General features: G+C 64.8%; 27 protein-coding genes and 1 riboswitch. Of the genes, 15 read left to right on the forward strand and 12 right to left on the reverse strand.

What is annotated here, in order from left to right; translation table 11 throughout:
* The first annotated feature begins 276 nt into the window (after positions 1 to 276).
* Positions 277 to 414 carry a hypothetical protein gene (locus XH80_RS23740; protein ID WP_164933651.1) on the forward strand — a complete coding sequence of 46 codons (138 nt, stop codon included), beginning with the start codon at positions 277 to 279 and terminating at the stop codon, positions 412 to 414.
* A gap of 36 nt (positions 415 to 450) precedes the next feature.
* Here the strand turns inward: XH80_RS23740 and XH80_RS23745 are convergent, their stop codons facing one another.
* The 3 genes from XH80_RS23745 to XH80_RS23755 all read right to left on the reverse strand — a co-directional run bounded on the left by XH80_RS23745 (position 451) and on the right by XH80_RS23755 (position 1,730).
* Positions 451 to 597 (reverse strand): hypothetical protein, encoded by a 147-nt coding sequence (locus tag XH80_RS23745; protein ID WP_164938884.1) that lies wholly within the window; start codon positions 595 to 597, stop codon positions 451 to 453.
* Between the two features lie 201 nt (positions 598 to 798).
* Complete coding sequence (locus XH80_RS23750; protein ID WP_057741575.1) at positions 799 to 1,278, reverse strand: MaoC family dehydratase; 480 nt, start codon at positions 1,276 to 1,278, stop codon at positions 799 to 801.
* Entirely contained in the window at positions 1,278 to 1,730 is a 453-nt protein-coding gene (locus tag XH80_RS23755) for a MaoC family dehydratase (RefSeq protein WP_271600643.1), read from the reverse strand. The genes XH80_RS23750 and XH80_RS23755 overlap by 1 nt, the downstream gene beginning before the upstream one ends.
* A 153-nt stretch (positions 1,731 to 1,883) precedes the next feature.
* Here XH80_RS23755 and XH80_RS23760 point away from each other — a divergent pair, with 153 nt between their 5' ends.
* Positions 1,884 to 2,180, forward strand: coding sequence for a DUF4282 domain-containing protein (locus tag XH80_RS23760; protein ID WP_092230128.1), 297 nt, complete (start codon positions 1,884 to 1,886; stop codon positions 2,178 to 2,180).
* A 245-nt stretch (positions 2,181 to 2,425) separates the two neighbouring features.
* Positions 2,426 to 2,986, forward strand: coding sequence for an acyltransferase (locus XH80_RS23765; RefSeq protein WP_271600644.1), 561 nt, complete (start codon positions 2,426 to 2,428; stop codon positions 2,984 to 2,986).
* 186 nt (positions 2,987 to 3,172) lie between these two features.
* Here the strand turns inward: XH80_RS23765 and ychF are convergent, their stop codons facing one another.
* The 4 genes from ychF to XH80_RS23785 form a co-directional block, all read right to left on the reverse strand.
* Positions 3,173 to 4,270, reverse strand: coding sequence for a redox-regulated ATPase YchF (gene ychF / locus XH80_RS23770; RefSeq protein WP_057741581.1), 1,098 nt, complete (start codon positions 4,268 to 4,270; stop codon positions 3,173 to 3,175).
* 118 nt (positions 4,271 to 4,388) lie between these two features.
* Positions 4,389 to 4,994, reverse strand: a complete 606-nt coding sequence (gene pth, locus XH80_RS23775) for an aminoacyl-tRNA hydrolase (RefSeq protein WP_271600645.1) — start codon at positions 4,992 to 4,994, stop codon at positions 4,389 to 4,391.
* 61 nt (positions 4,995 to 5,055) lie between these two features.
* Complete coding sequence (locus tag XH80_RS23780) at positions 5,056 to 5,781, reverse strand: 50S ribosomal protein L25/general stress protein Ctc (protein ID WP_271600646.1); 726 nt, start codon at positions 5,779 to 5,781, stop codon at positions 5,056 to 5,058.
* A 261-nt stretch (positions 5,782 to 6,042) separates the two neighbouring features.
* Positions 6,043 to 6,294 (reverse strand): accessory factor UbiK family protein, encoded by a 252-nt coding sequence (locus XH80_RS23785; RefSeq protein WP_057741966.1) that lies wholly within the window; start codon positions 6,292 to 6,294, stop codon positions 6,043 to 6,045.
* Positions 6,295 to 6,470: 176 nt separating this feature from the next.
* Between XH80_RS23785 and XH80_RS23790 the strand changes: the two genes are divergently transcribed.
* The 8 genes from XH80_RS23790 to XH80_RS23825 all read left to right on the forward strand — a co-directional run bounded on the left by XH80_RS23790 (position 6,471) and on the right by XH80_RS23825 (position 14,183).
* Positions 6,471 to 7,202 carry a dienelactone hydrolase family protein gene (locus XH80_RS23790; protein ID WP_057741587.1) on the forward strand — a complete coding sequence of 244 codons (732 nt, stop codon included), beginning with the start codon at positions 6,471 to 6,473 and terminating at the stop codon, positions 7,200 to 7,202.
* 14 nt (positions 7,203 to 7,216) lie between these two features.
* Positions 7,217 to 8,062: a prolipoprotein diacylglyceryl transferase gene (lgt, locus tag XH80_RS23795; protein WP_271600647.1), complete on the forward strand. Its 846-nt coding sequence runs from the start codon at positions 7,217 to 7,219 to the stop codon at positions 8,060 to 8,062.
* 21 nt (positions 8,063 to 8,083) lie between these two features.
* Positions 8,084 to 9,202 (forward strand): class I SAM-dependent methyltransferase, encoded by a 1,119-nt coding sequence (locus XH80_RS23800; protein WP_271600648.1) that lies wholly within the window; start codon positions 8,084 to 8,086, stop codon positions 9,200 to 9,202.
* Entirely contained in the window at positions 9,202 to 9,969 is a 768-nt protein-coding gene (gene pgeF, locus XH80_RS23805) for a peptidoglycan editing factor PgeF (RefSeq protein WP_271600649.1), read from the forward strand. Before XH80_RS23800 ends, pgeF begins: the two co-directional genes overlap by 1 nt.
* Before the next feature lie 158 nt (positions 9,970 to 10,127).
* The gene (locus tag XH80_RS23810) at positions 10,128 to 10,736 is read left to right on the forward strand and encodes a hypothetical protein (RefSeq protein ID WP_271600650.1); all 609 of its coding nucleotides are present in this window, start codon (positions 10,128 to 10,130) and stop codon (positions 10,734 to 10,736) included.
* A gap of 193 nt (positions 10,737 to 10,929) precedes the next feature.
* Positions 10,930 to 11,883 (forward strand): ribose-phosphate pyrophosphokinase, encoded by a 954-nt coding sequence (locus XH80_RS23815; RefSeq protein WP_057741970.1) that lies wholly within the window; start codon positions 10,930 to 10,932, stop codon positions 11,881 to 11,883.
* A gap of 240 nt (positions 11,884 to 12,123) precedes the next feature.
* Positions 12,124 to 13,152, forward strand: a complete 1,029-nt coding sequence (locus XH80_RS23820) for a putative zinc-binding metallopeptidase (RefSeq protein ID WP_057741601.1) — start codon at positions 12,124 to 12,126, stop codon at positions 13,150 to 13,152.
* Entirely contained in the window at positions 13,149 to 14,183 is a 1,035-nt protein-coding gene (locus tag XH80_RS23825; RefSeq protein WP_271600651.1) for a D-alanine--D-alanine ligase family protein, read from the forward strand. The genes XH80_RS23820 and XH80_RS23825 overlap by 4 nt, the downstream gene beginning before the upstream one ends.
* A 263-nt stretch (positions 14,184 to 14,446) precedes the next feature.
* Here XH80_RS23825 and XH80_RS23830 read toward each other — a convergent pair whose 3' ends face one another.
* Positions 14,447 to 14,992, reverse strand: a complete 546-nt coding sequence (locus tag XH80_RS23830) for a 6,7-dimethyl-8-ribityllumazine synthase (protein ID WP_271600652.1) — start codon at positions 14,990 to 14,992, stop codon at positions 14,447 to 14,449.
* 74 nt (positions 14,993 to 15,066) lie between these two features.
* Positions 15,067 to 15,225: riboswitch (FMN riboswitch) on the reverse strand.
* 410 nt (positions 15,226 to 15,635) lie between these two features.
* On the opposite strand from XH80_RS23830, the gene XH80_RS23835 reads away from it, so the two are divergent.
* Entirely contained in the window at positions 15,636 to 16,136 is a 501-nt protein-coding gene (locus tag XH80_RS23835) for a YbjN domain-containing protein (protein WP_057741605.1), read from the forward strand.
* A 212-nt stretch (positions 16,137 to 16,348) separates the two neighbouring features.
* On the forward strand, positions 16,349 to 17,173 hold the full coding sequence (gene proC, locus XH80_RS23840) for a pyrroline-5-carboxylate reductase (protein ID WP_271600653.1): 825 nt from the start codon (positions 16,349 to 16,351) through the stop codon (positions 17,171 to 17,173).
* Between the two features lie 144 nt (positions 17,174 to 17,317).
* On the opposite strand, the gene XH80_RS23845 is transcribed toward proC, so the two are convergent.
* From XH80_RS23845 to XH80_RS23860, 4 genes are all read right to left on the reverse strand, one after another.
* Positions 17,318 to 17,710, reverse strand: a complete 393-nt coding sequence (locus XH80_RS23845; RefSeq protein ID WP_271600654.1) for a thioesterase family protein — start codon at positions 17,708 to 17,710, stop codon at positions 17,318 to 17,320.
* Positions 17,711 to 17,822: 112 nt separating this feature from the next.
* On the reverse strand, positions 17,823 to 18,065 hold the full coding sequence (locus XH80_RS23850; RefSeq protein ID WP_083513895.1) for a tautomerase family protein: 243 nt from the start codon (positions 18,063 to 18,065) through the stop codon (positions 17,823 to 17,825).
* Positions 18,066 to 18,145: 80 nt separating this feature from the next.
* The gene (gene hisS, locus XH80_RS23855) at positions 18,146 to 19,666 is read right to left on the reverse strand and encodes a histidine--tRNA ligase (RefSeq protein WP_271600655.1); all 1,521 of its coding nucleotides are present in this window, start codon (positions 19,664 to 19,666) and stop codon (positions 18,146 to 18,148) included.
* 183 nt (positions 19,667 to 19,849) lie between these two features.
* Positions 19,850 to 20,932: a branched-chain amino acid aminotransferase gene (locus XH80_RS23860; RefSeq protein ID WP_271600656.1), complete on the reverse strand. Its 1,083-nt coding sequence runs from the start codon at positions 20,930 to 20,932 to the stop codon at positions 19,850 to 19,852.
* Positions 20,933 to 21,272: 340 nt separating this feature from the next.
* Here XH80_RS23860 and XH80_RS23865 point away from each other — a divergent pair, with 340 nt between their 5' ends.
* Together XH80_RS23865 and XH80_RS23870 are read left to right on the forward strand one after the other, a co-directional pair.
* Positions 21,273 to 21,812: a MarR family winged helix-turn-helix transcriptional regulator gene (locus tag XH80_RS23865; RefSeq protein ID WP_057741615.1), complete on the forward strand. Its 540-nt coding sequence runs from the start codon at positions 21,273 to 21,275 to the stop codon at positions 21,810 to 21,812.
* Positions 21,809 to 22,540: a response regulator gene (locus tag XH80_RS23870; RefSeq protein WP_271600657.1), complete on the forward strand. Its 732-nt coding sequence runs from the start codon at positions 21,809 to 21,811 to the stop codon at positions 22,538 to 22,540. Before XH80_RS23865 ends, XH80_RS23870 begins: the two co-directional genes overlap by 4 nt.
* Positions 22,541 to 22,556 lie beyond the last annotated feature (16 nt).

Genomic DNA, 22,556 nt, shown 5'->3' on the forward strand with positions numbered 1-22,556 from the left:
GAACGCGGCGGTTTTGATTTTGGCACGTGAGGGGCTCACGCTGTCTCTCCAAGACAGGTGTCATCACCCGCGAAGGCGGGTGATCCAGTATTCCAGAGACGCTTTTGGTTGAGCCGAGGCGCCGCGGCGTACTGGATGCCCCGCCTTCGCGGGGCATGACAGCGCTGGGTGTGGCCGCGAAGGCGGCGAATGCGCCGGTTTGAACCCACCGCCTACTCCCGGCGACCAATGCCAAGCACCCGTGCCGCTGACGGCCGGGCCTCGGGGACATCTCAGATGGAAAGCATTCGGCCCGATACCACGGACCCGATACCGCTGCGGCCCGCGCCGAGCCAGTTCGGGACCATCATGCTGCGCTTTGTCGGGCTACTGGCGGTTGCGATCGCAATTTTGGCGTTCGTCTATAGCCGCTGAGGCCGGAGGCCGCTTGCCCGGAACGTAAACAGTCTCTTAACGGCTTGCGTCGACCGTCGAGGCTTCCAGGGTGTAGGCGCCGTCGGCGTAGCCCTTCACCACCATGCCGGCCACCAGCATCACGGCCAGCGTCGCGGTAGCGAAGATAAATCCGACCAATTTCAGTGCGCCGCGGTCTGCCATCGTTCTCGTTCCCTGTCCTCTGCCCAGTTCGTTCAAATAGACAGCGACAGGTTCATAATTGGTTAGCAACTCGATGGTTCCGGTTGCTGCTTCGCAGGCTCCCGGGCCATCTCGGGAGGCTTATGGCAGTCACCCTGAAACGCGTCCATAGCGCGCGGGCAACACTCGCGCGCTGTTTTGGCTGTTCATCCTGGAACTGGTCTAAGCGCTTTTCCGCATCGGCACGAAGGCGCTGGCGGTGATGGAATAGACCTCCTCGCCGCGCTGGTTGGTGCCGGTGGTGCGGGCGGTCAGGATGCCCCAGCCGGGACGCGAGGCGGAGCTTCGCTTGTCGATGACGACGCTGGCGTAAGAGATGATATCGCCGGCGAGCACCGGCCTGATCCAGCGCAGATCGCGAAAGCCCGGCGACGGCCCCCAGACGGCAACCTCCTCGCCGCGTGAAGCTGCCTCACGCGCCAGACGTTGGCCGTCGGCGACCACCAAGCTCATGCAGGCCGAGCCGACATGCCAGCCGGATGCAGCAAGCCCGCCGAACAGCGAATTCTTGCCTTCCTCCTCGTCGAGGTGAAAGCGCTGCGGATCGAACTTGGCGGCGAAAGCCTTGATGGATTCGGCGGTGAAGCTGTAGCTGCCGAGTTCGCGGCGCTGCCCGATCTCGATCTGTTCGAAGAACCGCATCAGGCCGCTGCCGCGCGTCGCTCGATCAGGATCGGCGAGGTCATCTCGCACAGCGCTTCGCCTTTGGCGTTACGCGCGGTGCATTTGAACTTGACGATGCCGAGGTTCGGCCGGCTCTTCGAGGTGCGCGCTTCAACGACATCGACGTCGAGCGTGAGATCGTCACCCGGCCTGAGCGGCGAGAGCCAACGCACCTCGTCGACCCCCGGAGACCCGAGCGAGGCGGCGCGGGTGATGAAACCGTCGGCCATCATCCGCATCATCAAGGAGCAGAGATGCCAGCCCGAGCCCGACAGGCCGCGCAGCATGCTTTTGCTGGCGGCCTCTTCATCCAGATGCATCGGCTGCGGATCGAACTCGGCGGCAAACGCCAAAATCTCGTCGCGGGTGACATGGCGCGGGCCGAACGTTCCATAGCGGCCTGGCGGGAAATCTTCGAAGGTCAGGGTCATCTTGGAAAAGCTTTGCGGGAAGGACAGATTGTGGCCGCACTTTGCGGCAATCTCAACCCGCCGGCCCGCATGGCTCGTGCTACATTCGGCGAGTCGGCTCGCCTCATTGTCCTGACGGCACGGCCGGGAGCGCGATTTGCCCGGGGGAGAGAGATGTTTTCATTCAGCGATCTGTTTCAGTGGGACCGCTTCATCACGCCGACGATCATCAAGACCTTCTACTGGCTGGTGATCGGCGTGATCTGCCTGTTCGGACTCTCCGGAATCTTCGCCGGTCTCACCGCGATGGCGATCAGCCCGTTCGCCGGTTTCCTGGTCGTGCTGGAATCGATCGCAGGCGTGGTCGTCGGCGTGGTGTTCTCGCGCATCGCCGCGGAACTGATCCTGATCGTGTTCCGCATCAACGAGCATCTCGGCGCCATCAGGGATCAGGGCGGCGGGATGCGATGAGGCGGGCGCAGCTGCCGTAGGGTGGGCAAAGGCGCAACGCGCCGTGCCCACCAGCATTCCGCGATTGAGAGAGGCGGTGGGCACGCTTCCGCCTTCGCCCTTCGAGCTACGGCGGACAAGTCGCTTTGCCCACCCTGCTGCACCGATGAGGCGGGACCTCGTTCTTCACCGCGTATTTACGCGCGGATGACAGGCTCGGCACCGCATGAAAGGCGCGGGACGCCACAAGGGTCAGGAGCGGATTGGTGGGCAAGATCGAGAACCCGGTGCTGCGGGCCGGTGCGCTCCTGTTCTTCGCCTGTCTGCGCGCCTGGCTGACGGTGCGGTACGGGCGCCGGCTCCAGCTCGGACCCGGGATCGTGTTCAAGGGGCGGCTGGTGCTCGGTCGGGGCGTCCGGGTGTCGATCGGTGCGAACTGCCGGATCGGCAAGCGCGTGCTCATCACCGGCCATGGCCAGGTGACGGTCGGCAAGGACACCTTGCTCAATGGCTGCTGGATCGGCTGCGCGCAGAAGGTCGATATCGGGTCGTCCTGCCTGATCAGCGACTGCGACATCGTCGACACGGACTTTCACAACCTTCCCCCGCGGCTTCGGCACGAGCCTGCGGTTGCTCGGGCCGTCGCGCCGGTGCACATCGGGGACAATGTCTGGGTGGGCGCGCGCTCGATCGTGCTCAAGGGAGTGACGATCGGCGACCACTCGGTCGTGGGCGCCGGAGCGGTGGTGCGCGAGGACGTCCCACCCCGCGTGGTCGTCGCCGGAAACCCCGCGGCGGTCGTCAGGCAGTTCCGCGACGACGAATAGGCACGGACGCGGGCTCTGCGCGTCATCAGCGCGGCGCGGTGCAGCGAGGTTCGTCATTCCGGGGCGCGCGTAGCGCGAACCCGGAATCCATCGAGCGTCAGAGTGGATCGTGAAATGGATTCTCAGGTGCGCAATTGCGCACCATAGCTCGCGCCAAGAGGCGCGCCCCGGAATGACAGCGAGCCCTTACGTATTAAACCTGAAATGCATCACGTCGCCGTCGGCGACGACGTATTCCTTGCCTTCGAGGCGAAGCTTGCCGGCATCGCGGGCGCCGGCTTCGCCGCCGAGCGCGACGTAGTCGTCATAGGCAATCGTCTCGGCGCGGATGAAGCCCTTTTCGAAATCGGTGTGGATCACGCCGGCCGCGCCCGGCGCCTTGGTGCCGCGATGGATGGTCCAGGCGCGTGCTTCCTTCGGGCCCACCGTGAAATAGGTGATGAGCTCGAGCAGCTTGTAGCCGGCGCGGATCAGACGATCCAGACCTGCTTCTTCGAGACCCAGCGTCTCCAGGAAGTCTGCACGCTCCTCACGCGAGATCGTCGCGATCTCGGATTCGATCTTTGCCGAGATGACGACGGCAACCGCGCCCTCCTTGGCGGCCTGCTCCTCGACCGCCTTGGAGAAGGCGTTGCCGGTGGCCGCCGAGCCTTCCTCGACGTTGCAGACATAGAGGACCGGCTTTGACGACAAGAGGCCGAGCATCGAGAACGCCCGCTCCTCTTCGGCCTTGCGCTCGACGAGGCGCGCGGGCTTGCCCTCGCGCAGCAGCACCAGCGTGCGGTTGACGAGGTCGAGCTGCTCCTTGGCGTCCTTGTCGTTGCCCTTGGCTTTCTTGGTCAGATTGTCGACGCGCTTCTCGAGGCTGTCGAGGTCGGCGAGCATCAGCTCGGTCTCGATGGTCTCGATATCGGCAAGCGGTGCGATCTTGCCCTCGACATGGGTGATGTCGGAATCCTCGAAGCAGCGCACGACATGCACGATGGCGTCGACCTCGCGGATATTGGCGAGGAACTGGTTGCCGAGGCCTTCACCCTTGGACGCGCCGCGCACGAGGCCCGCGATATCGACGAAGGTCAGCCGGGTCGGAATGATCTGGCCCGACTTGGCGATCGCCGCCAGCTTGTCGAGCCGCGGATCCGGCACGGCGACCTCGCCGACATTAGGCTCGATGGTGCAGAACGGATAGTTCGCAGCTTGCGCCGCGGCCGTCTCGGTCAGCGCGTTGAACAAGGTCGACTTGCCGACATTGGGCAATCCGACGATTCCGCATTTGAATCCCATAGTCGTCCTCTATCCGTATTCGTCATGGCCGGGCTTGACCCGGCCATCCACGACTTTGACTTGCTGCACCAAGAACGTGGATGCCCGGGACAAGCCCGGGCATGACGGAGAAGGTGGTCTATTCCTTGCCGTTCTCGTCCTTGGTCAAAAATCCCTTCGCCTGCATCGCCAGATGCACCCGGTTGGCGAAGGTCGCGTCAGTGCCCTTGGCGATCAGTGCGGCGTGCTCGGCCACCGCCTCGCAGAGCGTCGTCACCCACTCATTGTCGGCCTTGGCGAAGTCCGACAGCACGTGGCCGTGCACCAGCTCCTTGACGCCGGGATGACCGATGCCGAGCCTGACACGGCGATACTCGTTGCCGATATGCGCCGAGATCGAGCGCAGGCCGTTGTGGCCGGCGATGCCGCCGCCGATCTTCACCCGCACCTTGCCCGGCGGCAGTTCGAGCTCGTCGTGAAACACCGTGGTATCAGCAGGCGCGATCTTGAAGAAGCTCGCCGCTTCCTGAACGCTGCGGCCGGACTCGTTCATGTAGGTCGTGGGCTTGAGCAGGATGACGCGCTCAGGTCCGAGCGTGCCTTCCGACGTCTCGCCCTGAAAACGACGGCGCCATGGTGAAAAACCATGACGCCGCGCAATCTCGTCGACGGCCATGAAGCCGATATTGTGCCGGTTACGTGCGAATTTCGCGCCGGGATTGCCGAGCCCAACAAAGAGTCGCATGACGCGGCGCGCCCCTCAGCCGGCACGCGATCGAAGACCGCGCACCAGCTCGTCTGAAGGATTACTTCTTCTTGTCGCCGCCGGCCGGAGCCTTGGCAGCAGCAGCCGGAGCAGCAGCACCCGCAGCCGGAGCCGCGCCAGCCGCCGGAGCAGCAGCGCCCGCAGCCGGAGCCGCGCCACCAGCAGCCGCCGCAGCCGCGGCCTTCTGCTCTTCGGCGTAGCCGGACGGCGGCACGATGGTGACGAGGGTCGCGTCCTCGCGGGTCAGCGCCTTCACGCCGGCCGGAAGCTTGATGTCCGACAAATGCAGCGAGTAGCCGATTTCGAGCGTGCCGACGTCGGCCTCGAGGAACTGCGGGATGTTCTCGACCGAGCACTCGAGATCGATGGCGTGGGCGACAATGTTGACGGTGCCGCCGCGCTTCACGCCCGGGGAGGTTTCCGCCTTCACGATGTGCAGGGGCACGCTGATGCGGATGGTGGCGCCTTCGCCGAGCCGCATGAAGTCGACATGGATCGGGAAGTCCTTGACCGGATCGAGGTGGTAGTCGCGCGGAATCACGCGGTGCTTCTTGCCCTCGAGCTCGATGTCGACCAGCGTGGTCAGGAACCGGCCGGCGAGGATGCGCTGGCGCAGTTCACGATCTGCAATCGAGATCGTCAGCGGGGGCTGGTTGTTGCCATAGATCACTCCGGGCACGCGCCCGGCGCGACGCTCAGCCCGGGCGGCCCCCTTGCCGCTCTTCGGACGTGCGGTCGCCTTCAATTCCTTGACGGTCGTCGCCATAGTCTAAGTCCTTGTTTTTGCAAAAGTTAATGGGCCGCAGCGCGGCCCATGGCATGGTCCACAGCAAGCCTCCAGGGGTGCGGGGGCCGTGAACGTGGCGGGCTTTTACCCGGAAGATGCGGAAATGACAAGGAGAATGGGCGGGCGGGCTCACCCGAATCTGCCGTCATTCCGGGGCGGTCGCGGCAGCGACCGAACCCGGAATCTCGAGATTCCGGGTTCGATGCGACGCGCATCGCCCCGGAATGACGGCAAGCGGCGCTACCCGCCGAGCTTGGCCTCCAGCGCCGCGATGCGCGCCTTCAGGGCTTCGTTCTCCTCGCGGGCCAGGCGGGCCATGTCCTTGACCGCTTCGAACTCCTCGCGCTTGACCAGGTCCATGTCGCGCAGGAATTTTTCGGCCTGGTTGCGCATGACAGTGTCGAACTCGCGCTTGACGCCCTGGGCCGCACCGGCGGCATCGTTCATCATGCGGCCGATCTCGTCGAAAAACCGGTTGGTGGTCTGGGTCATGTCGGTCTCCTGATCGGTTGGCGGCCCCGATAAACTTTGCGCGAACGCACCAAAAGACAATGGCAATCTGCGGTGACGGGTTCAAGGGCCGCGCCGCGGTATCCTTGTCATGCCCCGGTTTCCTTGCAATCGTATTCAACGTCCCTGCATGTCAGGGAATCACAAGGCGGAACGACATGATCGAGCAGCAGATCGCTATTCCCACCAAGGACGGCCACACCGCGACCTTCATCGTCCATCCCGAGCGCGGTGGACCGTTCCCGGTCATCCTGTTCTACATGGACGCGCCGGCGATCCGCGAAGAGCTGCGCGACATGGCGCGGCGCCTTGCGACCTCGGGCTATTACGTGATGCTGCCGAACCTCTATTACCGCTCCGGCGTGATGGAGCTCGGCGCGCTGCCGGCCGATCCGAACGCACCGGAGCGCAAGCGCATGTTTGCGCTGATGAGCTCGTTGACCATTCCCCTGATCATGGACGACACGCGTGCGCTGCTCACTTACGCCGAAGGCCAGACGGCCGCGAACACCAAAATCGTCGGCACCGTCGGCTACTGCATGAGCGGCCGCTACGCCGTGAACGCCGCCACGCATTTCCCTGAAAGCGTCAAGGCCGCCGCCTCGGTCTACGGCACGCAGCTTGCGACCGACCAGGCCGACAGCCCGCATCTGGCGGCCGGCAAGACCAAGGCCGAGCTCTATTTCGCCTGCGCCGAGACCGACATCTACGCGCCGACCGAGATCATCGAGCAGGTCAAGCAGGGCATGAAGGGCGCGAAGGCCGAGGTCGAGATCTATCCCGGCACCCATCACGGCTTCGCCTTCCCCAAGCGCCCGGTCTATGACCGCGACGCTGCCGAACGGCATTGGGAGCGGCTGCTGGCGCTCTATCGCCGTAATCTCGTTTAAATCTAGAAGGCCTGATGCTTTTCCTGCTGATCGACTTCCCCAAATTCAACCCGATCGCCCTCGAGATCGGGCCGTTCGCGATCCGCTGGTATGCGCTGGCCTATATCGGCGGCATCGTCATCGGCTGGCTCTATGCGCGCTCTCTGCTGAAGAACGAGCGGCTGTGGGGCGGCCCTGCGCCGATGTCGCTGCTGCAGATCGACGACTTCATCCTCTGGGTTACGCTCGGCATCATCCTGGGCGGCCGCACCGGCTACGTGCTGTTCTACAACCTGCCCTTCTTCATCGATCATCCCGCCGCGATCTTCCGGCTGTGGGAGGGCGGCATGTCGTTCCATGGCGGCTTCCTCGGCTGCGTCGTCGCGGTGATGTGGTTTGCCTATCGCAATGGCATCTCGATCCTGTCGCTTGGCGACATCACCACCGCGGTTGCCCCGATCGGGCTGCTGCTCGGCCGGATCGCCAATTTCATCAACGGCGAATTATGGGGGCGCGCCGCCGATGCGAACCTGCCCTGGGCGATGATCTTCCCCAACGATCCCTCGCACCTGCCACGCCATCCGAGCCAGCTCTACGAAGCCGGCATGGAGGGCATCCTGCTGTTCACCGTGCTCGCGATCATGATCCGCCTCGGCGCGCTGAAGCGCCCGGGCATGATCCTCGGCAGCTTCATCCTGATCTACGGCCTGACCCGGATCATCGGCGAGCATTTCCGCGAGCCGGACGTCCAGCTCGGATTCCTCTGGGGCGGGTTAACCATGGGCATGCTGTTGTCGATCCCGATGCTTATCGTCGGCAGCATACTTATTGTAATGGCTGTCCGGCGCGGTGCGCCCAAGCCCGCCACCTCCATTCGTTAATTCATTTCGAGACAACAGCTCGTGACCGAACAGGCACTGCTCAACGAGATCAAGGCACTGATCAAATCCTCAGGCCCCATGCCGGTCTGGCGATACATGGAGACGTGCCTGATGCATCCGCGCTACGGCTATTACGTCTCGCGCGATCCCCTCGGGCGCGAGGGCGACTTCACCACCTCGCCCGAAGTCAGCCAGATGTTCGGCGAGCTCCTGGGGTTGTGGACCGCCTCGGTCTGGAAGCAGATGGGCTCGCCGCCATTCCTGCGGCTGATCGAACTCGGCCCCGGCCGCGGCACCATGATGGCGGACGCGCTGCGCGCGCTGCGCGTGCTGCCGCCGCTCTATCAGGGGCTCAGCATTCATCTGGTCGAGGTCAATCCGGTGCTGCGCGAGCGACAACAGGCGACGTTGTCGGGCGTGCGCAACAGCATCACCTGGCACGACAGCATCGACGACGTGCCTGATGGTCCCAGCGTCATCCTCGCCAACGAATATTTCGACGTGCTGCCGATCCACCAGATGATGAAGCGCGAGGACGGCTGGCATGAGCGCGTGATCGAGATCGACCCCAACGGCAAGCTCCAGTTCGGCGCGGCATCCGAGCCGACGCCCCGCTTCGACGTGCTGCTGCCGCCTTTGGTGCGGGCGGCGCCGGTCGGCGCGGTGTTCGAATGGCGGCCCGATACGGAGATCATGAAGCTTGCCTCTCGCGTGCGCGACCAGGACGGCGCCGCGCTGATCATCGATTACGGCCATTTGCGCAGCGATGCCGGCGACACCTTCCAGGCCATCGCCCGCCACACCTTCACCGATCCCTTGAAGGCGCCTGGCCAGGCCGACGTCACCGCCCATGTCGACTTCCAGGCGCTGGCGCGGGCAGCCGAGGACGTCGGCGCGCGCGTGCACGGGCCGGTGACGCAGAGCGACTTCCTCAAACGGGTCGGCATCGACACCCGCGCGGCCGCGCTGATGCAGAAGGCGACGCCTGAAGTTGCGACCGACATTTCCGTGGCGCTGAAGCGGCTGACCGATACCGGGCGCGGCGGCATGGGCTCGATGTTCAAGGTGCTCGGCATCTCCGAACCAAGATTGACGGGCCTTGCCGGCCTCAGCGATCTCGAACAGGCCGGAGGCAATTGATGACCCTGACTTCGTCACTGCTGTCGGCGGTGCCCGGCCTGCGCCATTCCTTCTTCACGCGCGAGGGCGGCGTCTCCAGCGGCATCTATTCCGCGCTCAATGGCGGGCTCGGCTCCAACGACGATCAGGCCCTTGTCGCCGAGAACCGCCGCCGCATGGCCGAGCATGTCGGCGTCGCGGCCGACCGCTTCATCAGCCTGCATCAGATCCATTCGCCCGACGTGCTCGTCGCCGACGCACCCTGGCCGAGCGGGCCGCGGCCGAAGGGCGATGCGCTGGTCACCAAAACCCCGGGCATCGCACTCGGCGTCTCCACCGCCGATTGCGGCCCGGTGCTGTTCGTCGATCCCAACGCGCGCGTCATCGGCGGCGCTCATGCCGGCTGGAAGGGTGCACTGACCGGCGTGCTGGAATCCACTGTTGCAGCGATGGAGAAGCTGGGTGCCACGCGCGGCGGCATCATCGCCGCGATCGGGCCCTTGATCCGACAGGAGAGCTACGAGGTCGGCAACGAGTTCGTCGCCCGCTTCATCGAGGCGGATGCGGAGAATGCGATGTTCTTTATTCCATCTGTACGCGAGGGCCATGCGATGTTCGATCTCGCCGGCTTCATCCGCAAGCGGCTCGAAGGTGCCGGCATCCTGATGATCGACGACCTGGGTCTCGACACCTACGCCGACGAACGCTTCTTCAGCTATCGCCGCTCGGTGCACCGCAAGGAGCCGGATTACGGCCGGCACATTCACGCGATCGCGCTGGAAGGGTGAACACAACAAAAACCCCGTGTCATTCCGGGGCGGCTCGAAGAGCCGAACCCGGAATCTCGAGATTCCGGGTTCGATGCTGCGCATCGCCCCGGAATGACAGTGGGATGTTTCGCGCCCGCCCTAGACCTTAATCGATTTTAACGATATCGCTGCCCTCAATGAGGGAAGCGTCATCCAACTTGCGCCGTGCCGGCTCGCGCGTGCTGGCGGCCATGCTGCTGGCAGCAGCGACCGCGCTGGCCGGCTGTGCCGGTGGCAACGCGCCCGCCAATTCCTATGCGATGGCAACACCGAGCGCCGGCTCCGGGGCGACGGTGGCCTTCGAATCCATCGACGGGCCGCCGCCGCAGGTGTTCGATCGCATGGTCGGCGTGCTCGACAGCGAATCGAAGCTGCGCAACCTGTCCGTTGTTTCCCGCGAAGGGACGGCTGCCTATCGCGTGCGCAGCTACCTCTCCGCCCAAATCGTGCGCGGCAAGACCGTGATCGCCTGGGTCTGGGACGTCTACGACGCCAACCAGCAGCGGGCGCTGCGTCTCTCCGGCGAGGAACCGACCGCGGCCAAGGGCGGCAAGGATCCCTGGACTGCCGCGGACGACCTCGTGCTGCGGAAGATCGCCCAGGCCGGATTCAGCGGACTTTCCAATATGATCAACGGGACGCCGGATGCCCCTGGCTCGGTTCCGGGCCTGCGCGGCCCCGCGATAGCAAGCGTGACGCCTGGGGCTCCGGCGCCGGCCACGGCGCTCGGCTACGCCCAGCAATAACCACCGCGAAACCACAGGCCCAACTATTGGCCAAACCGTTGGCCCGACTCAGGATTTCGGAGGGAAAACGTAGCATCCCGGGTTGCCATTGCGGCCTCTCGCCTGATATTTCCTCGCCCGTCGTAACCGTGCTGCCAGTGGGTATTCTCTGATGTTGAACGTCGTATCCAGCAAAGCGCGGGAGGAAGCGTCCATGTCGGCCAAGAACGGCTCCATCAAGCTTGTCGCCGGCAACTCCAATCCGGCCCTCGCCCAAGCCATCGCGCAGGGCCTCGACGTGCCGCTGACCAAGGCGGTGGTCCGGCGCTTCGCCGACATGGAGATCTTCGTCGAGGTCCAGGAGAACATCCGCGGCTCGGATGCCTTCATCATCCAGTCGACCTCGTTTCCGGCGAACGACAATCTGATGGAGCTCTTGATCATCACCGACGCGCTGCGCCGCTCCTCGGCGCGCCGCATCACCGCAGTGATCCCCTATTTCGGCTATGCCAGGCAGGACCGCCGCTCCGGCTCGCGCACGCCGATCTCGGCCAAGCTCGTCGCCAATCTGATCACCCATGCCGGCGTCGACCGCGTCATGACGCTCGACCTGCATGCCGGCCAGATCCAGGGCTTCTTCGATATCCCGACCGACAATTTGTTCGCCGCCCCCGTGATGGTGCGCGACATCCGCGAACGTTTCGACCTCGGCAAGGTGATGGTGGTCTCGCCTGATGTCGGCGGCGTGGCCCGCGCCCGCGGACTCGCCAAGCGCATCAACACCCCGCTCGCGATCGTCGACAAACGCCGTGAACGCCCGGGTGAGTCCGAAGTCATGAACGTGATCGGCGACGTCTCCGGCTACAGCTGCATCCTGGTCGACGACATCGTCGATTCCGGCGGCACGCTGGTGAACGCAGCCGATGCGCTGATCGCCAAGGGCGCCAAGGAGGTCTACGCCTACATCACCCACGGCGTGCTCTCCGGCGGCGCGGCCGCCCGCATCGCCGGCTCGAAGCTGAAAGAGCTCGTCATCACCGACTCGATCCTGGCGACGGAAGCGGTGACCAAGGCGCCGAACATCCGCACGCTGCCGATCGCCAGCCTGATCTCCGACGCGATCGCGCGCACCGCCGCGGAAGAGTCCGTCTCGAGCCTGTTCGACTGATTTTTCCCCGATCCGGAAGGTCTCGTAGGGTGGGCAAAGGCGCAAAGCGCCGTGCCCACCTTTTGTTTTTGGTGGGCACACTTCCACCTTCGCTCTTCGAGCTACGGCGGAAGCTTTGCCCACCCTACGATCTGGCGCTACGACCTCCGCGCCCTGGTCCGCATACCCCCGCGGGTTGTTGCCGGGAGCCGCCCATGACATCATCGTGACATCGAGTCATCACTGCGCTCTGGATACAAGATGCCCCGCCGGAAATTCGCTTGGGAAAAACTGTCGGATGACGAGTTGCTCCAGCAGCGCCTCTCCAGCCTGAGGGTTACGGTCGAAGGCACCTGGCTCGAGGATTGTGTCGCCACACTGCACGAAGAGCTCGACGAGCGCGGCATCCGGCTGCGGCCGCACACATGGATCTCGAGCGAATGGTTCAGTCCGGGAGACGTGCCCGGCATCGCGATTCCTTTCTATCTCGCTCATCCGCGCCTGATGAAGCTCGAGAAGAAGATGATGTTCGACGTCGAGGGCGGCACCTGGCGCGAGTGCATGGCCATCCTCCGCCACGAGGCCGGCCATGCCATCCAGCACGGCTTCCAATTGCAGCGGCGCCGGCGCTGGCAGCAACTGTTCGGGCCGTCGTCGAAGCACTATCCGCGCTACTACCGGCCCAATCCGGCGAGCCGGCGCTACGTCCAGCATTTGCGGCTGTGGTACGCGCAGAGCCACCCGGACGAGGATTTCGCCGAGACATTTGCGGTGTGGCTGCGCCCGCGCTCGAACTGGCGGACGCGATATGAGGGCTGGCCGGCGCTGAAGAAGCTCGAATATGTCGACGAGCTGATGGGCGAGATCGCTGGAAAACGTCCGCTGATCACGACGCGCGAGCGCGTCGATCCCCTCAGCCAGCTCAGCCAGACGCTCGAGGAGCACTACAAGAAGAAGCAGGCGTTCTACGCTTTTACGCCGCCGAAGACCTACGACCGCGACCTCTCGCGGCTGTTTTCCACCGATCCACGGCATCATCGCTCGAAGCCTGCTTCGAGCCTGATCAGGCGGCACCGCGCCCAGATCAGACGGTTGGTCGCGCGATGGACCGGCGAGAACCAGCTCACGCTCGATGCCGTGCTCGACGACATGATCTCCCGCTGCCGCGAGCTGGACCTGCGCGCGGTGGGATCCGAACAGAAGCTCGTTCTCGATTTCACTGTCCTCGTGACCGCCAAGACGATGCACGCGCTGTTCGGCCCGTCTCGGCGCAAATGGATCGCGCTATGAGACGACTCCGTATTCTCGTGCTGATGCATCCGGATTTCATGCCGCCGGACTCCTCCGATGGATACACGCCGCAGGAAATCAACAACTGGAAAACGGAATACGACGTCGTCAGCACATTGCGCGCGGCCGGTCATGAGGTCCGTCCGCTTGGCGCGCAGGAGGAAATCAGGCCGGTCCGTGTAGCGATCGAGGAGTTCAAGCCGCACGTGGTTTTCACGCTGCTGGAGGAATTCCACTACAACGTCGCCTACGACCAGCACATCGCCAGCTACCTCGAACTGATGAAGGTGCCTTATACCGGCTGCAATCCGCGCGGCCTGATCCTGGCGCGCGGCAAGGACCTATCCAAGACGCTGGTGCATCACCGGCGCATCGCCGCACCCGCCTTCGCCGTCTTCCCGATGCGCCGCAAGGTGAAACGCCCGAAACATCTTGCGCTGCCGCTGATCGTCAAGGCCCTCAACATGGACGGCTCTTTCGGCATCTCGCAGGCCTCGATCGTCGACACCGACGAGAAGCTCGCCGAACGCGTCGCCTTCATCCACGAGCGGGTCGAGACCGCCGCGATCGCCGAGCAATTCATCGAGGGGCGCGAGCTCTATGTCGGCGTGCTCGGCAACAATCGGCTACGCGTGTTGCCGGTGTGGGAATTGAAATTCGGCAGCATGGGCGGGCGCAGCTCACGCCACATCGCCACCGAAAAGGCCAAGCACGACACCGACTATCAGGAACGCCTCGGCATCGTCGACGGGCCGGCGAAAGACCTTGCGCCCGAAGTCACCGCGCGGATCCAGCGCGCCGCGAAACGCATCTACCGGGCGCTTGGTCTCGATGGCTATGCGCGCATCGATTTCCGTCTCGCCGCCGACGGCACGCCGTATTTCATCGAAGCCAATCCCAATCCCGAAATCGCCAAGAGCCAGGAATTCGCCACCGCGGCCCAGCACGACGGGCTGAAATACGGGGATCTGCTCCATCGCATCCTGGCGCTCGGGATCAGCCGGGCGAAAGCGGGCGTGTCTTTGGGTTGAGGGCTTAGCGCGGTTGGTCGCTCCTGCCGCCGCCGGCTTTGCGGACGGCGGCAGGATTGACAACCGGCTACGTGTGACGAGCTGTTTCATCCGTCATCCTGAGGCGCGAGGGGCGCGATGCGGAGCATCGTGCCGGGAGCCTCGAAGGATGTACGGGCGAGATGCAGCGGGGCCGTCGCCCTTCGAGGCTCGCCGAAGAGGCGAGCACCTCAGGGTGACGGATTGCGCTCCTCGGGATGAGAAGCGCGACCCGTTGTGCCGCGTCACACAATCCCCGCCGCGACCTGGCCGCGCAGGCGCTCGAGGCCGAGCAACGTCTCGGCACAGGCGGCTGCGACCTCGACGCCCTTGATCGCAAAGTGCCTGCGGAAGAAATCGTAATGCACTTCGGTCTCGTGGAATTGCTGCGGCGTCAGCACGGCCGAGAACACCGGCACCTCGGTGCGGAGCTGCACGTCCATCAGCGCCTTGATCACGGTGTCGGCGACGAATTCGTGGCGATAGATGCCACCGTCAACGACGAGGCCAGCGGCGACGATCGCGGTGTAGCGCCGCGTCTTGGCAAGGACCTGGGCATGCAGCGGGATCTCGAACGAGCCCGGCACCTCGAACACGTCGACATGGGTGAGATGGCGCGCCTCCGCTTCCTTCATGAAGGCGATGCGGGCTTCCGCGACGACGTCGCGGTGCCAGCAGGCCTGCACGAAGGCCACGCGCTGCGGCTTGGCGAAGCGCGGGTGCTCGGTCACGGGAACCGGCGGCTGGGTCTGGGAAGTGTCTGTCTGGGGATCTTGCAGCATCTGATTCATGGCTTTCCTTCAAGGGACCAGAATCAGGGCACACGGAACGACAAACAGCCGCATCTTGCGATGCGTCTGCCACCGACCGTTCTCTTTCATCCGGACTTTAACCGTCGGCTTCGGAGTTGCACCGAATCTGCTGACCCTTCCCTTCAGCAAAAACCTTGGGGAAGGCGCTCGCGGGCTTAGGCCTTTCGGCCCTTACCGCCGGTGGGGACTTTCACCCCGCCCTGAGAACATCGGCCGCCCGGGATTGAGCGACCTGGGCGGAAATATGCCGCCGGTCCGGGGCCGCAGGCAAGCCTGTTCCCTAGCCAAAAACCGCATGGTCCCATGCCGCCAGGGCGGTGCCCCCTCGCCCCGTGGAATTAACGGCTGGCGGTTTTCGGGAATCCGATTCCGGTTTGTTCTCAAGCGTTAACAATTATGGCCGAGATGAGCTGTGGACGAACGAGTCATGGCTTGTGGACGGACTCGCGACCCAGTTGCGCAGATTCCGCAAATCACATCAGTTGATCCGCGACAAGCCCGCGCTGATCCCGGGATCTCAACAGTGGCTCCCAGGGATCGCCTTCAGCGAAATTGAGGGAGCGCGCGCCGGACCAACCGCGTGCGTATCAAAGACAACAAGAAGGCAAGAGGTCGAGACGGCATGTCCCTGCTCGAAGGTACCATCGATTCCCGAAATCACCCGCTTGCGGTGGTCGAGGATATCGCTGCCAGCAACAACTGGCCGTTCGAACGCTCCGGCGAGGACGAGCTGACCATTGTCTCGAAGGGACAATGGACCGACTACCAGATCTCCTTCACCTGGATGGGTGAGATCGAGGCGCTGCATCTGGCCTGCGCGTTCGACATGAAGATTCCGCTCGCGCGGCGCGGCGAAGTGCAGAAGCTCGTTGCCGCCGTCAACGAGCAATTGTGGATCGGCCATTTCGACCTCTGGACCAACACCGGCATGATCATGCACCGCCAGGCCCTGGTACTGCCGGGCGGCCTCATCGCCTCGACCGCGCAATGCGAAGCCATGCTCGCCGGCGCCATCCACGCCTGCGAGCGTTACTTCCCGGCGTTCCAGTTCGTGGTGTGGGCCGGCAAGACCACCGCCCAGGCCATGGACGCGGCGATGTTCGATACGGTCGGCGAGGCGTAGGGCCTCCAAGACGAGAGGGAGCCGCAGCTCCCTCTCCACGTCATCCCGGACAAGCGCGCGCAGATCCGGGATCCATACCGCGTGATCTCGCTTGTGGCACGCGGCTTGTTGCTCGGCTCTCCATCCACTAGAACCAGTCGTGGTTATGGGTCCCGGCCCCCGTGCGCAATTGCGCACTAGGCCGGGACGACACCGAATTTGTGGTGACCACAATGGCAAACAGCACTCTCCAAAACATCACCGGCACCATCCTGCTTGCCGGCGCCGGCAAGATGGGCGGCGCGATGCTGACCGGATGGCTGGCCGGCGGGCTCGATCCGCGCCGCGTCGCCGTGATCGATCCGCATCTCTCGCCTGACATCACCGCGCTCGCCGCCCAGGGCGTTGCGCTCAATCCTGATGCGAAGGCGGCGGGCTTTGTCGAGACGATGGTCGTCGCGGTGAAGCCGCAGATGTTTCGCGAGGCCGGCGCCAAGCTGAAGGCGTTCGTCTCGGACAAGACGTCGGTGGTCTCGATCATGGCGGGAACCACGATTCTCTCGCTCGAAGAGGTCTGCGGCGGCGCCGTGGTGCGCGCGATGCCGAACACGCCGGCCGCGATCGGCCGCGGCATTACGGTTGCGGTCGCTGCGAAGAATGTCAGCGCGGGTCAGCGCGCGGTCGCCGATGCGCTGCTGCGTTCCACCGGCTCGGTCGAGTGGGTCGAGGATGAAGGCCTGATGGATGCGGTCACCGCCGTCTCAGGCTCAGGGCCCGCCTATGTGTTCCTGCTCGCTGAAGAGCTTGCGCGCGCCGGCGTCGATGCGGGATTGCCTGAAGCTCTGGCCACCAAGCTCGCGCGCGAGACGGTCGCCGGCTCCGGCGAGCTGCTGCACCAGTCGGATCTTCCCTCCGCGACGCTGCGCCAGAACGTCACCTCGCCCGGCGGCACCACGGCTGCGGCACTCAGCGTGCTGATGGGCGAGCCGGGCCTGCGAGACCTGATGATCCGCGCCATCGCGGCGGCGACGAAGCGATCGAAGGAGCTCGCGAAGTAAACAGGTGCCGTGGCCGCGTAGGGTGGGTTAGGCGAAGCCGTAACCCACCTCTTCTGTTTCTGCGGCGACAGAAGTGGTGGGTTACGCTAGCGGACCGCGCTTCGCGACCGCGAGCTAACCCACCCTACGGCATCGCGCCCTTGGCTAGGCACCGAGGCGCTTGTTGAACAGCTCGACATTGATGAGCCCGCGCGCGTGGCGGCCTTCGCCGAGCTTGCGCGTCCCCTCGAATGCCTCGACCTCGAAGCGGATCACGCGGCGCTCCACGGCGATCACTTTCGCCGTGGTCCGCACCGTCGCGCCGACCAGCGCGGCGGCGAGATGGCGGATGTCGACCTCGGTGCCGACGGTGACCCAGCCCGGCTGGAGCGCCGAGCGAATCGCATCGCCCGAGGCCATCTCCATTTCCAGGATCATCATCGGGGTCGCGTAGACCATGGGCATGCCCGGCACGAAATGCCCGACTGTGCGCTCGGCCGGCACGACCAGCGTGCGCTCGGCGCTCATGCCGATCTTGATGAAATCGCGTGCGTCCATGGCGCCTGCTCGTCATTCCGGGGCGCGCGACGCGCGAACCCGGAATCCAGAGATTGTCGATCGAGATTCCGGGTTCAGCCCTGACGGGCTGCCCCGGAATGACGCTAACGCGTTACTTTTTCGCCGCCGCCGCGCGCTCCACGAACGTCTTGCCACCCTTCATCTTGTGGCGGAGCGGGGCTTCGTTGATCTGGATGACGACGGCCTCGGCATCGACGCCGAGATTCTTCACCAGCGCCTGGGTGATGTCGCGCATCATGCCGGCCTTCTGCTCGTCGGTGCGGCCTTCGGCCATGCTGACGGTGATCTCAGGCATTGTTGTCTCCCTGCTGCTTCGATATTGCCGTTTCGTCATTGCCGGGCTTGACCCGGCAATCCATCATTTTGAAGATGGATGCGCGGGTCAAGCCCGCGCATGACGAATAGGGCGAATGGCTATCCCCACTTCACGTCATGGCGCGCGAGGACCTCGCGCACTTTTGCAACGAGGTCGGCCTCGCTGCACGAGAACTGCGCCGGCCGCGTCTCGCGCCATTCCTGGTTGGAGGCGATGGCGGCGGCCGCTTTCGCACCTTCAATCAGATCCTTGATCTGGAGCTCGCCGCGTGCCTTTTCATCCGAGCCCTGGATGATCACGCAAGGAGAATTGCGGCGGTCGGCATATTTGAGCTGGTTGCCCATGTTCTTGGGATTGCCGAGATAGAGCTCGGCGCGGATGCCGGCGGTGCGCAAGGTCGCCACCATCTTCTGGTAGTCGGCGACGCGGTCGCGGTCGAACACGGTGACGACGACGGGGCCGACTTCCGGCCGCGTGTCGAGCTTGCCGAGCAGCGTCAGCGCGGCCTGCAAACGCGAAACGCCGATCGAGAAACCAGTCGCCGGCACCGGCTCGCCGCGGAAGCGGGAGACGAGACCGTCATAACGACCACCGCCGCCGACCGAGCCGAAGCGCACGGGGCGGCCCTTGTCGTCCTTGGTGTCGAGCAGTAGTTCGACCTCGTAGACGGGGCCCGTGTAATATTCGAGGCCGCGCACGACGGAGGGATCGATCTTGATGCGGTCGGCGCCGTAACCCGACGCCGTCACCAGTTTTGCAATTTCTTCCAGCTCGCTCACGCCAGCCTGACCGACCGGGCTCTTGGCGAGGTAGGTCTCCGCGGCGGCGATCGCCTCTTTCCAGTCCTCGCGCGGCCTGGTGATGGCGAGAACGACGTCGGCCTCGGCTGCATTCAAATTAGCGCCCTTCGTGAAGTCGCCCTTGCCTTCCTCACCGCCATCCCACCGGCCGGGACCGAGCAGCTTGCGGACTTCGTCAGCGGAAAACTTGTCGAGCTTGTCGATCGCGCGCAGCACGGTCAGGCGGCGCGCCGCATTCTCCTCACCCGCAAGCCCGATCGCCTCGAGAACGCCGTCGAGCACCTTGCGGTTGTTGACCTTCACCACGTACTGACCGCGCGCAACGCCGAGCGCTTCCATCGTGTCCGCCGCCATCATGCAGATCTCGGCATCCGCCGCCGGCGTTGCCGAACCGACCGTGTCGGCATCGAACTGCATGAACTGGCGGAAGCGGCCGGGGCCGGGCTTCTCGTTGCGGAAGACATAGCCGACGCGGTAGCTGCGATAGGGCAGGACCAGACCGTCGGTGCCGTAGCGCTCGCCGACATAGCGGGCCAGCGGCGCGGTCAGATCGTAGCGCAGGCTGATCCACTGCTCGTCGTCGTCCTGGAACGAGAATACGCCCTCGTTCGGACGGTCCTGGTCGGGCAGGAACTTGCCTAGCGCGTCGGTATATTCCATCGCCGGCGTCTCCACCGGCTCGAAGCCGTAGAGCTCGTAGACGGCGCGGATCTTCTCGACCATCTCGCGCGTCGCCCGGATCGCGGCGGGATCGCGATCCTCAAGCCCGCGCGGCAGCCGCGCCTTCAGTTTCTGGGGTTTTTTGGGTTTTTCGGCCATGCGGGCGTTTACCAGCCGACGCGCAATGCGGCAACAGTGGGCCTTTCCCTCTTTCTCGACTGGCGTTCCCCGGATGCTGCGCAACGCGCCGCCTCTTGGCGGGGTGGTGCGCTGCTGATCCGGGGCCCGGCAACTCGCATTCTGGGCCCCGGCTCGCGCTTTCCGCGTCCGGGACACGAGGTCTCAAAACACCTTACGGATCCAGTTGTGCGGATCGTTGTTGCGGCCGTACTGGATGTCGACGAGCTGCTTGCGCAGGCCCATGGCGACGGGACCTGCGGCGCCGCCCGAGATCTCGAAATCGCCGCTGACCGAGCGCACCTTGCCGATCGGCGAGATCACCGCCGCGGTGCCGCAGGCGAAGGCTTCCTTCAGCCGGCCTGAGGCCGCATCCTTGCGCCACTGATCCAGCGAGTACGGCTCCTCGCGCACGGTCTTTCCGGCATCGCGGGCGAGCGCGATGATGGAGTCGCGGGTGATGCCGGGCAGGATGGTGCCGAGCGGCGGCGTCGAGAGCGAGCCGTCGTCGAACACGAAGAACACGTTCATGCCGCCGAGCTCCTCGATATAGCGGCGCTCGACCGCATCCAGGAACACGACCTGATCGCAGCCGTGCTGGATCGCCTCGGCCTGCGCGCGCAGGCTCGCCGCATAGTTGCCGCCGCATTTGACCGCACCGGTGCCGCCGACCGCGGCGCGCGTGTAGTTCTCCGAAACCCAGATCGAAACAGGCGCGGGGCCGCCCTTGAAATAAGAGCCGACGGGCGAGGCGATCACCGCAAAGATATATTCGGACGACGGCTTGACGCCGAGGAACGTCTCGCTCGCGATCATGAATGGCCTCAGATAAAGGCTGCCCTCGCCGCCCGGCATCCAGGCGCGATCGATGCGCACGACCTGCTCGACTGCCTCGATGAAGACGTCCTCCGGCAATTGCGCCATCGCCATGCGATCGGCGGAATCCTTGAAGCGGCGCGCATTGGCGTCGGGGCGGAATAGGTTCACGCCTCCGTCGTCGCGCTTATAGGCCTTGAGGCCTTCGAAAATTTCCTGGGCGTAGTGCAGCACCGCGCCGGCCGGATCGATCTGGAAATTGGCGCGCGCCTCGATCTTCGCCTCGTACCAGCCGCCCTTGGCCTGGTTGTAGCGGACCACGGCCATGTGGTCGGTGAAGACGCGTCCGAAGCCGGGATCGACCAGCTTGGCCACCCGGTCCTTCTCGGGCGTCGGATTGGATGCGGGCTGGATGTCGAATTTCATGCTCATGTCCTTGCCTCCCGCTGCCGGTGGCGGCGCTGTTCTGGCGCCGGCCGCCCCTGTTTGGGCCCGGCTGGCTTGATGTGGTTTCTGGCCGAACCACCGCCAGCCTTGTTACGGCCGGTTTCCGTGGCCAGCATGTCCTCGGCAGGACATGCTTTTGCGGAAGGCGGAAGTCCAGTATGTTTTGCCGAAATGCCGCTCGACAATCGCACGGTAGATCTGATCCGGCCGTCGCCACCTGTCCGGCTAACTCCGGCCACCTGTCAGGAATGCCGCCCGATGCGAAACGATCTAAAATTTCGTGCGGGCTGATCGTTTTGTAACATTGAACCCAAGATACGTCAATATGCCTGACATAAATTTCGCAACTCCCTCTCAAGACGCTGCCGCGCCACGGCCGGCAGCAGGCGATGGAGGCAATTTGCGCTGGGATATCATAGAGCTGCTGTTCTTCGCCTATCGCGACTTCGTCGGCGACCCCGACCAGGAGCTGGAGGCGTTCGGCTTCGGCCGGGCCCATCATCGGGTCATGCACTTCGTCTACCGCTACCCGGGCCTGAAGGTCGCCGACCTGCTCGACGTCCTGCGCATCACAAAACAATCGCTCGGCCGGGTGCTCAAGCAGCTGCTGGACGAGGGCTACATCGTGCAGAAGACCGGCGACAATGACCGCCGCCAGCGCCTGCTCTATGCGACGCCGAAGGGCGAGGCGCTGGTGCAGAAGCTCGCCGGCCTCCAGACCACGCGGATCACCAGGGCGCTCGCCGAGATGGCGCCTGCTGATGCCGAGACGGTCAAGCGCTTCCTGCGCGCGATGATCGACCGCGACGATCCGGACAAGGTGCTGGAGACCATCTTCGCCACCAATCAAGACTCAAAGGAGTGACCGTGCCGCTCGCTGCCACGCTCGTCCGCCCGCCGGCGCAACCGGCCGACGACGCCCCGCATCTGCTGCTGGTCGACGACGACCGCCGCATCCGCGATCTGCTCTCGCGCTTCCTCGCGGCCGAAGGTTATCGCGTCACCACCGCCGCCAGCGCGGGCGATGCCCGGGCGAAACTGCTCGGGCTGCATTTCGACCTGCTGATCCTCGACGTGATGATGCCTGGCGAGACCGGCTTCGATCTCGCCCGCTTCATCCGCACGTCGTCCTCGGTCCCGATCGTGATGCTGACCGCGCGGCATGAGGCCGAGGCCCGCATCGAGGGCCTGCAGATCGGCGCCGACGATTATGTCGCAAAGCCGTTCGAGCCGCGCGAGCTGGCGCTGCGCATCAACAACATCCTCAAGCGCGCCGCGCCGCCGGTCCAGGTCGCGGCGGTGGAGAAGATCGCCTTCGGCCCGTACGTCTATCACCTCGATCGCGGCGAGTTGCGCCAGGGCGAGGAGGTCATTCATCTCACCGACCGCGAGCGCGAGATGCTGCGCATTCTCTCGGAGACGCCCGGCGAGACCGTGCCGCGCAGCGCGCTCACCGGCAATGGCAGCGTCAACGAGCGCGCCGTCGACGTGCAGATCAACCGCCTCAGGCGCAAGATCGAGACCGATCCCGCCAATCCGTTGTTCCTGCAAGCGGTGCGCGGCATCGGCTACCGGCTGGTCGCCTCGCCATAGTCAAGTGAAGCGCGCC

This window comes from Bradyrhizobium sp. CCBAU 45384, assembly GCF_028128665.1.
In the GTDB taxonomy this organism is placed as follows: Bacteria; Pseudomonadota; Alphaproteobacteria; order Rhizobiales; family Xanthobacteraceae; genus Bradyrhizobium; species Bradyrhizobium manausense.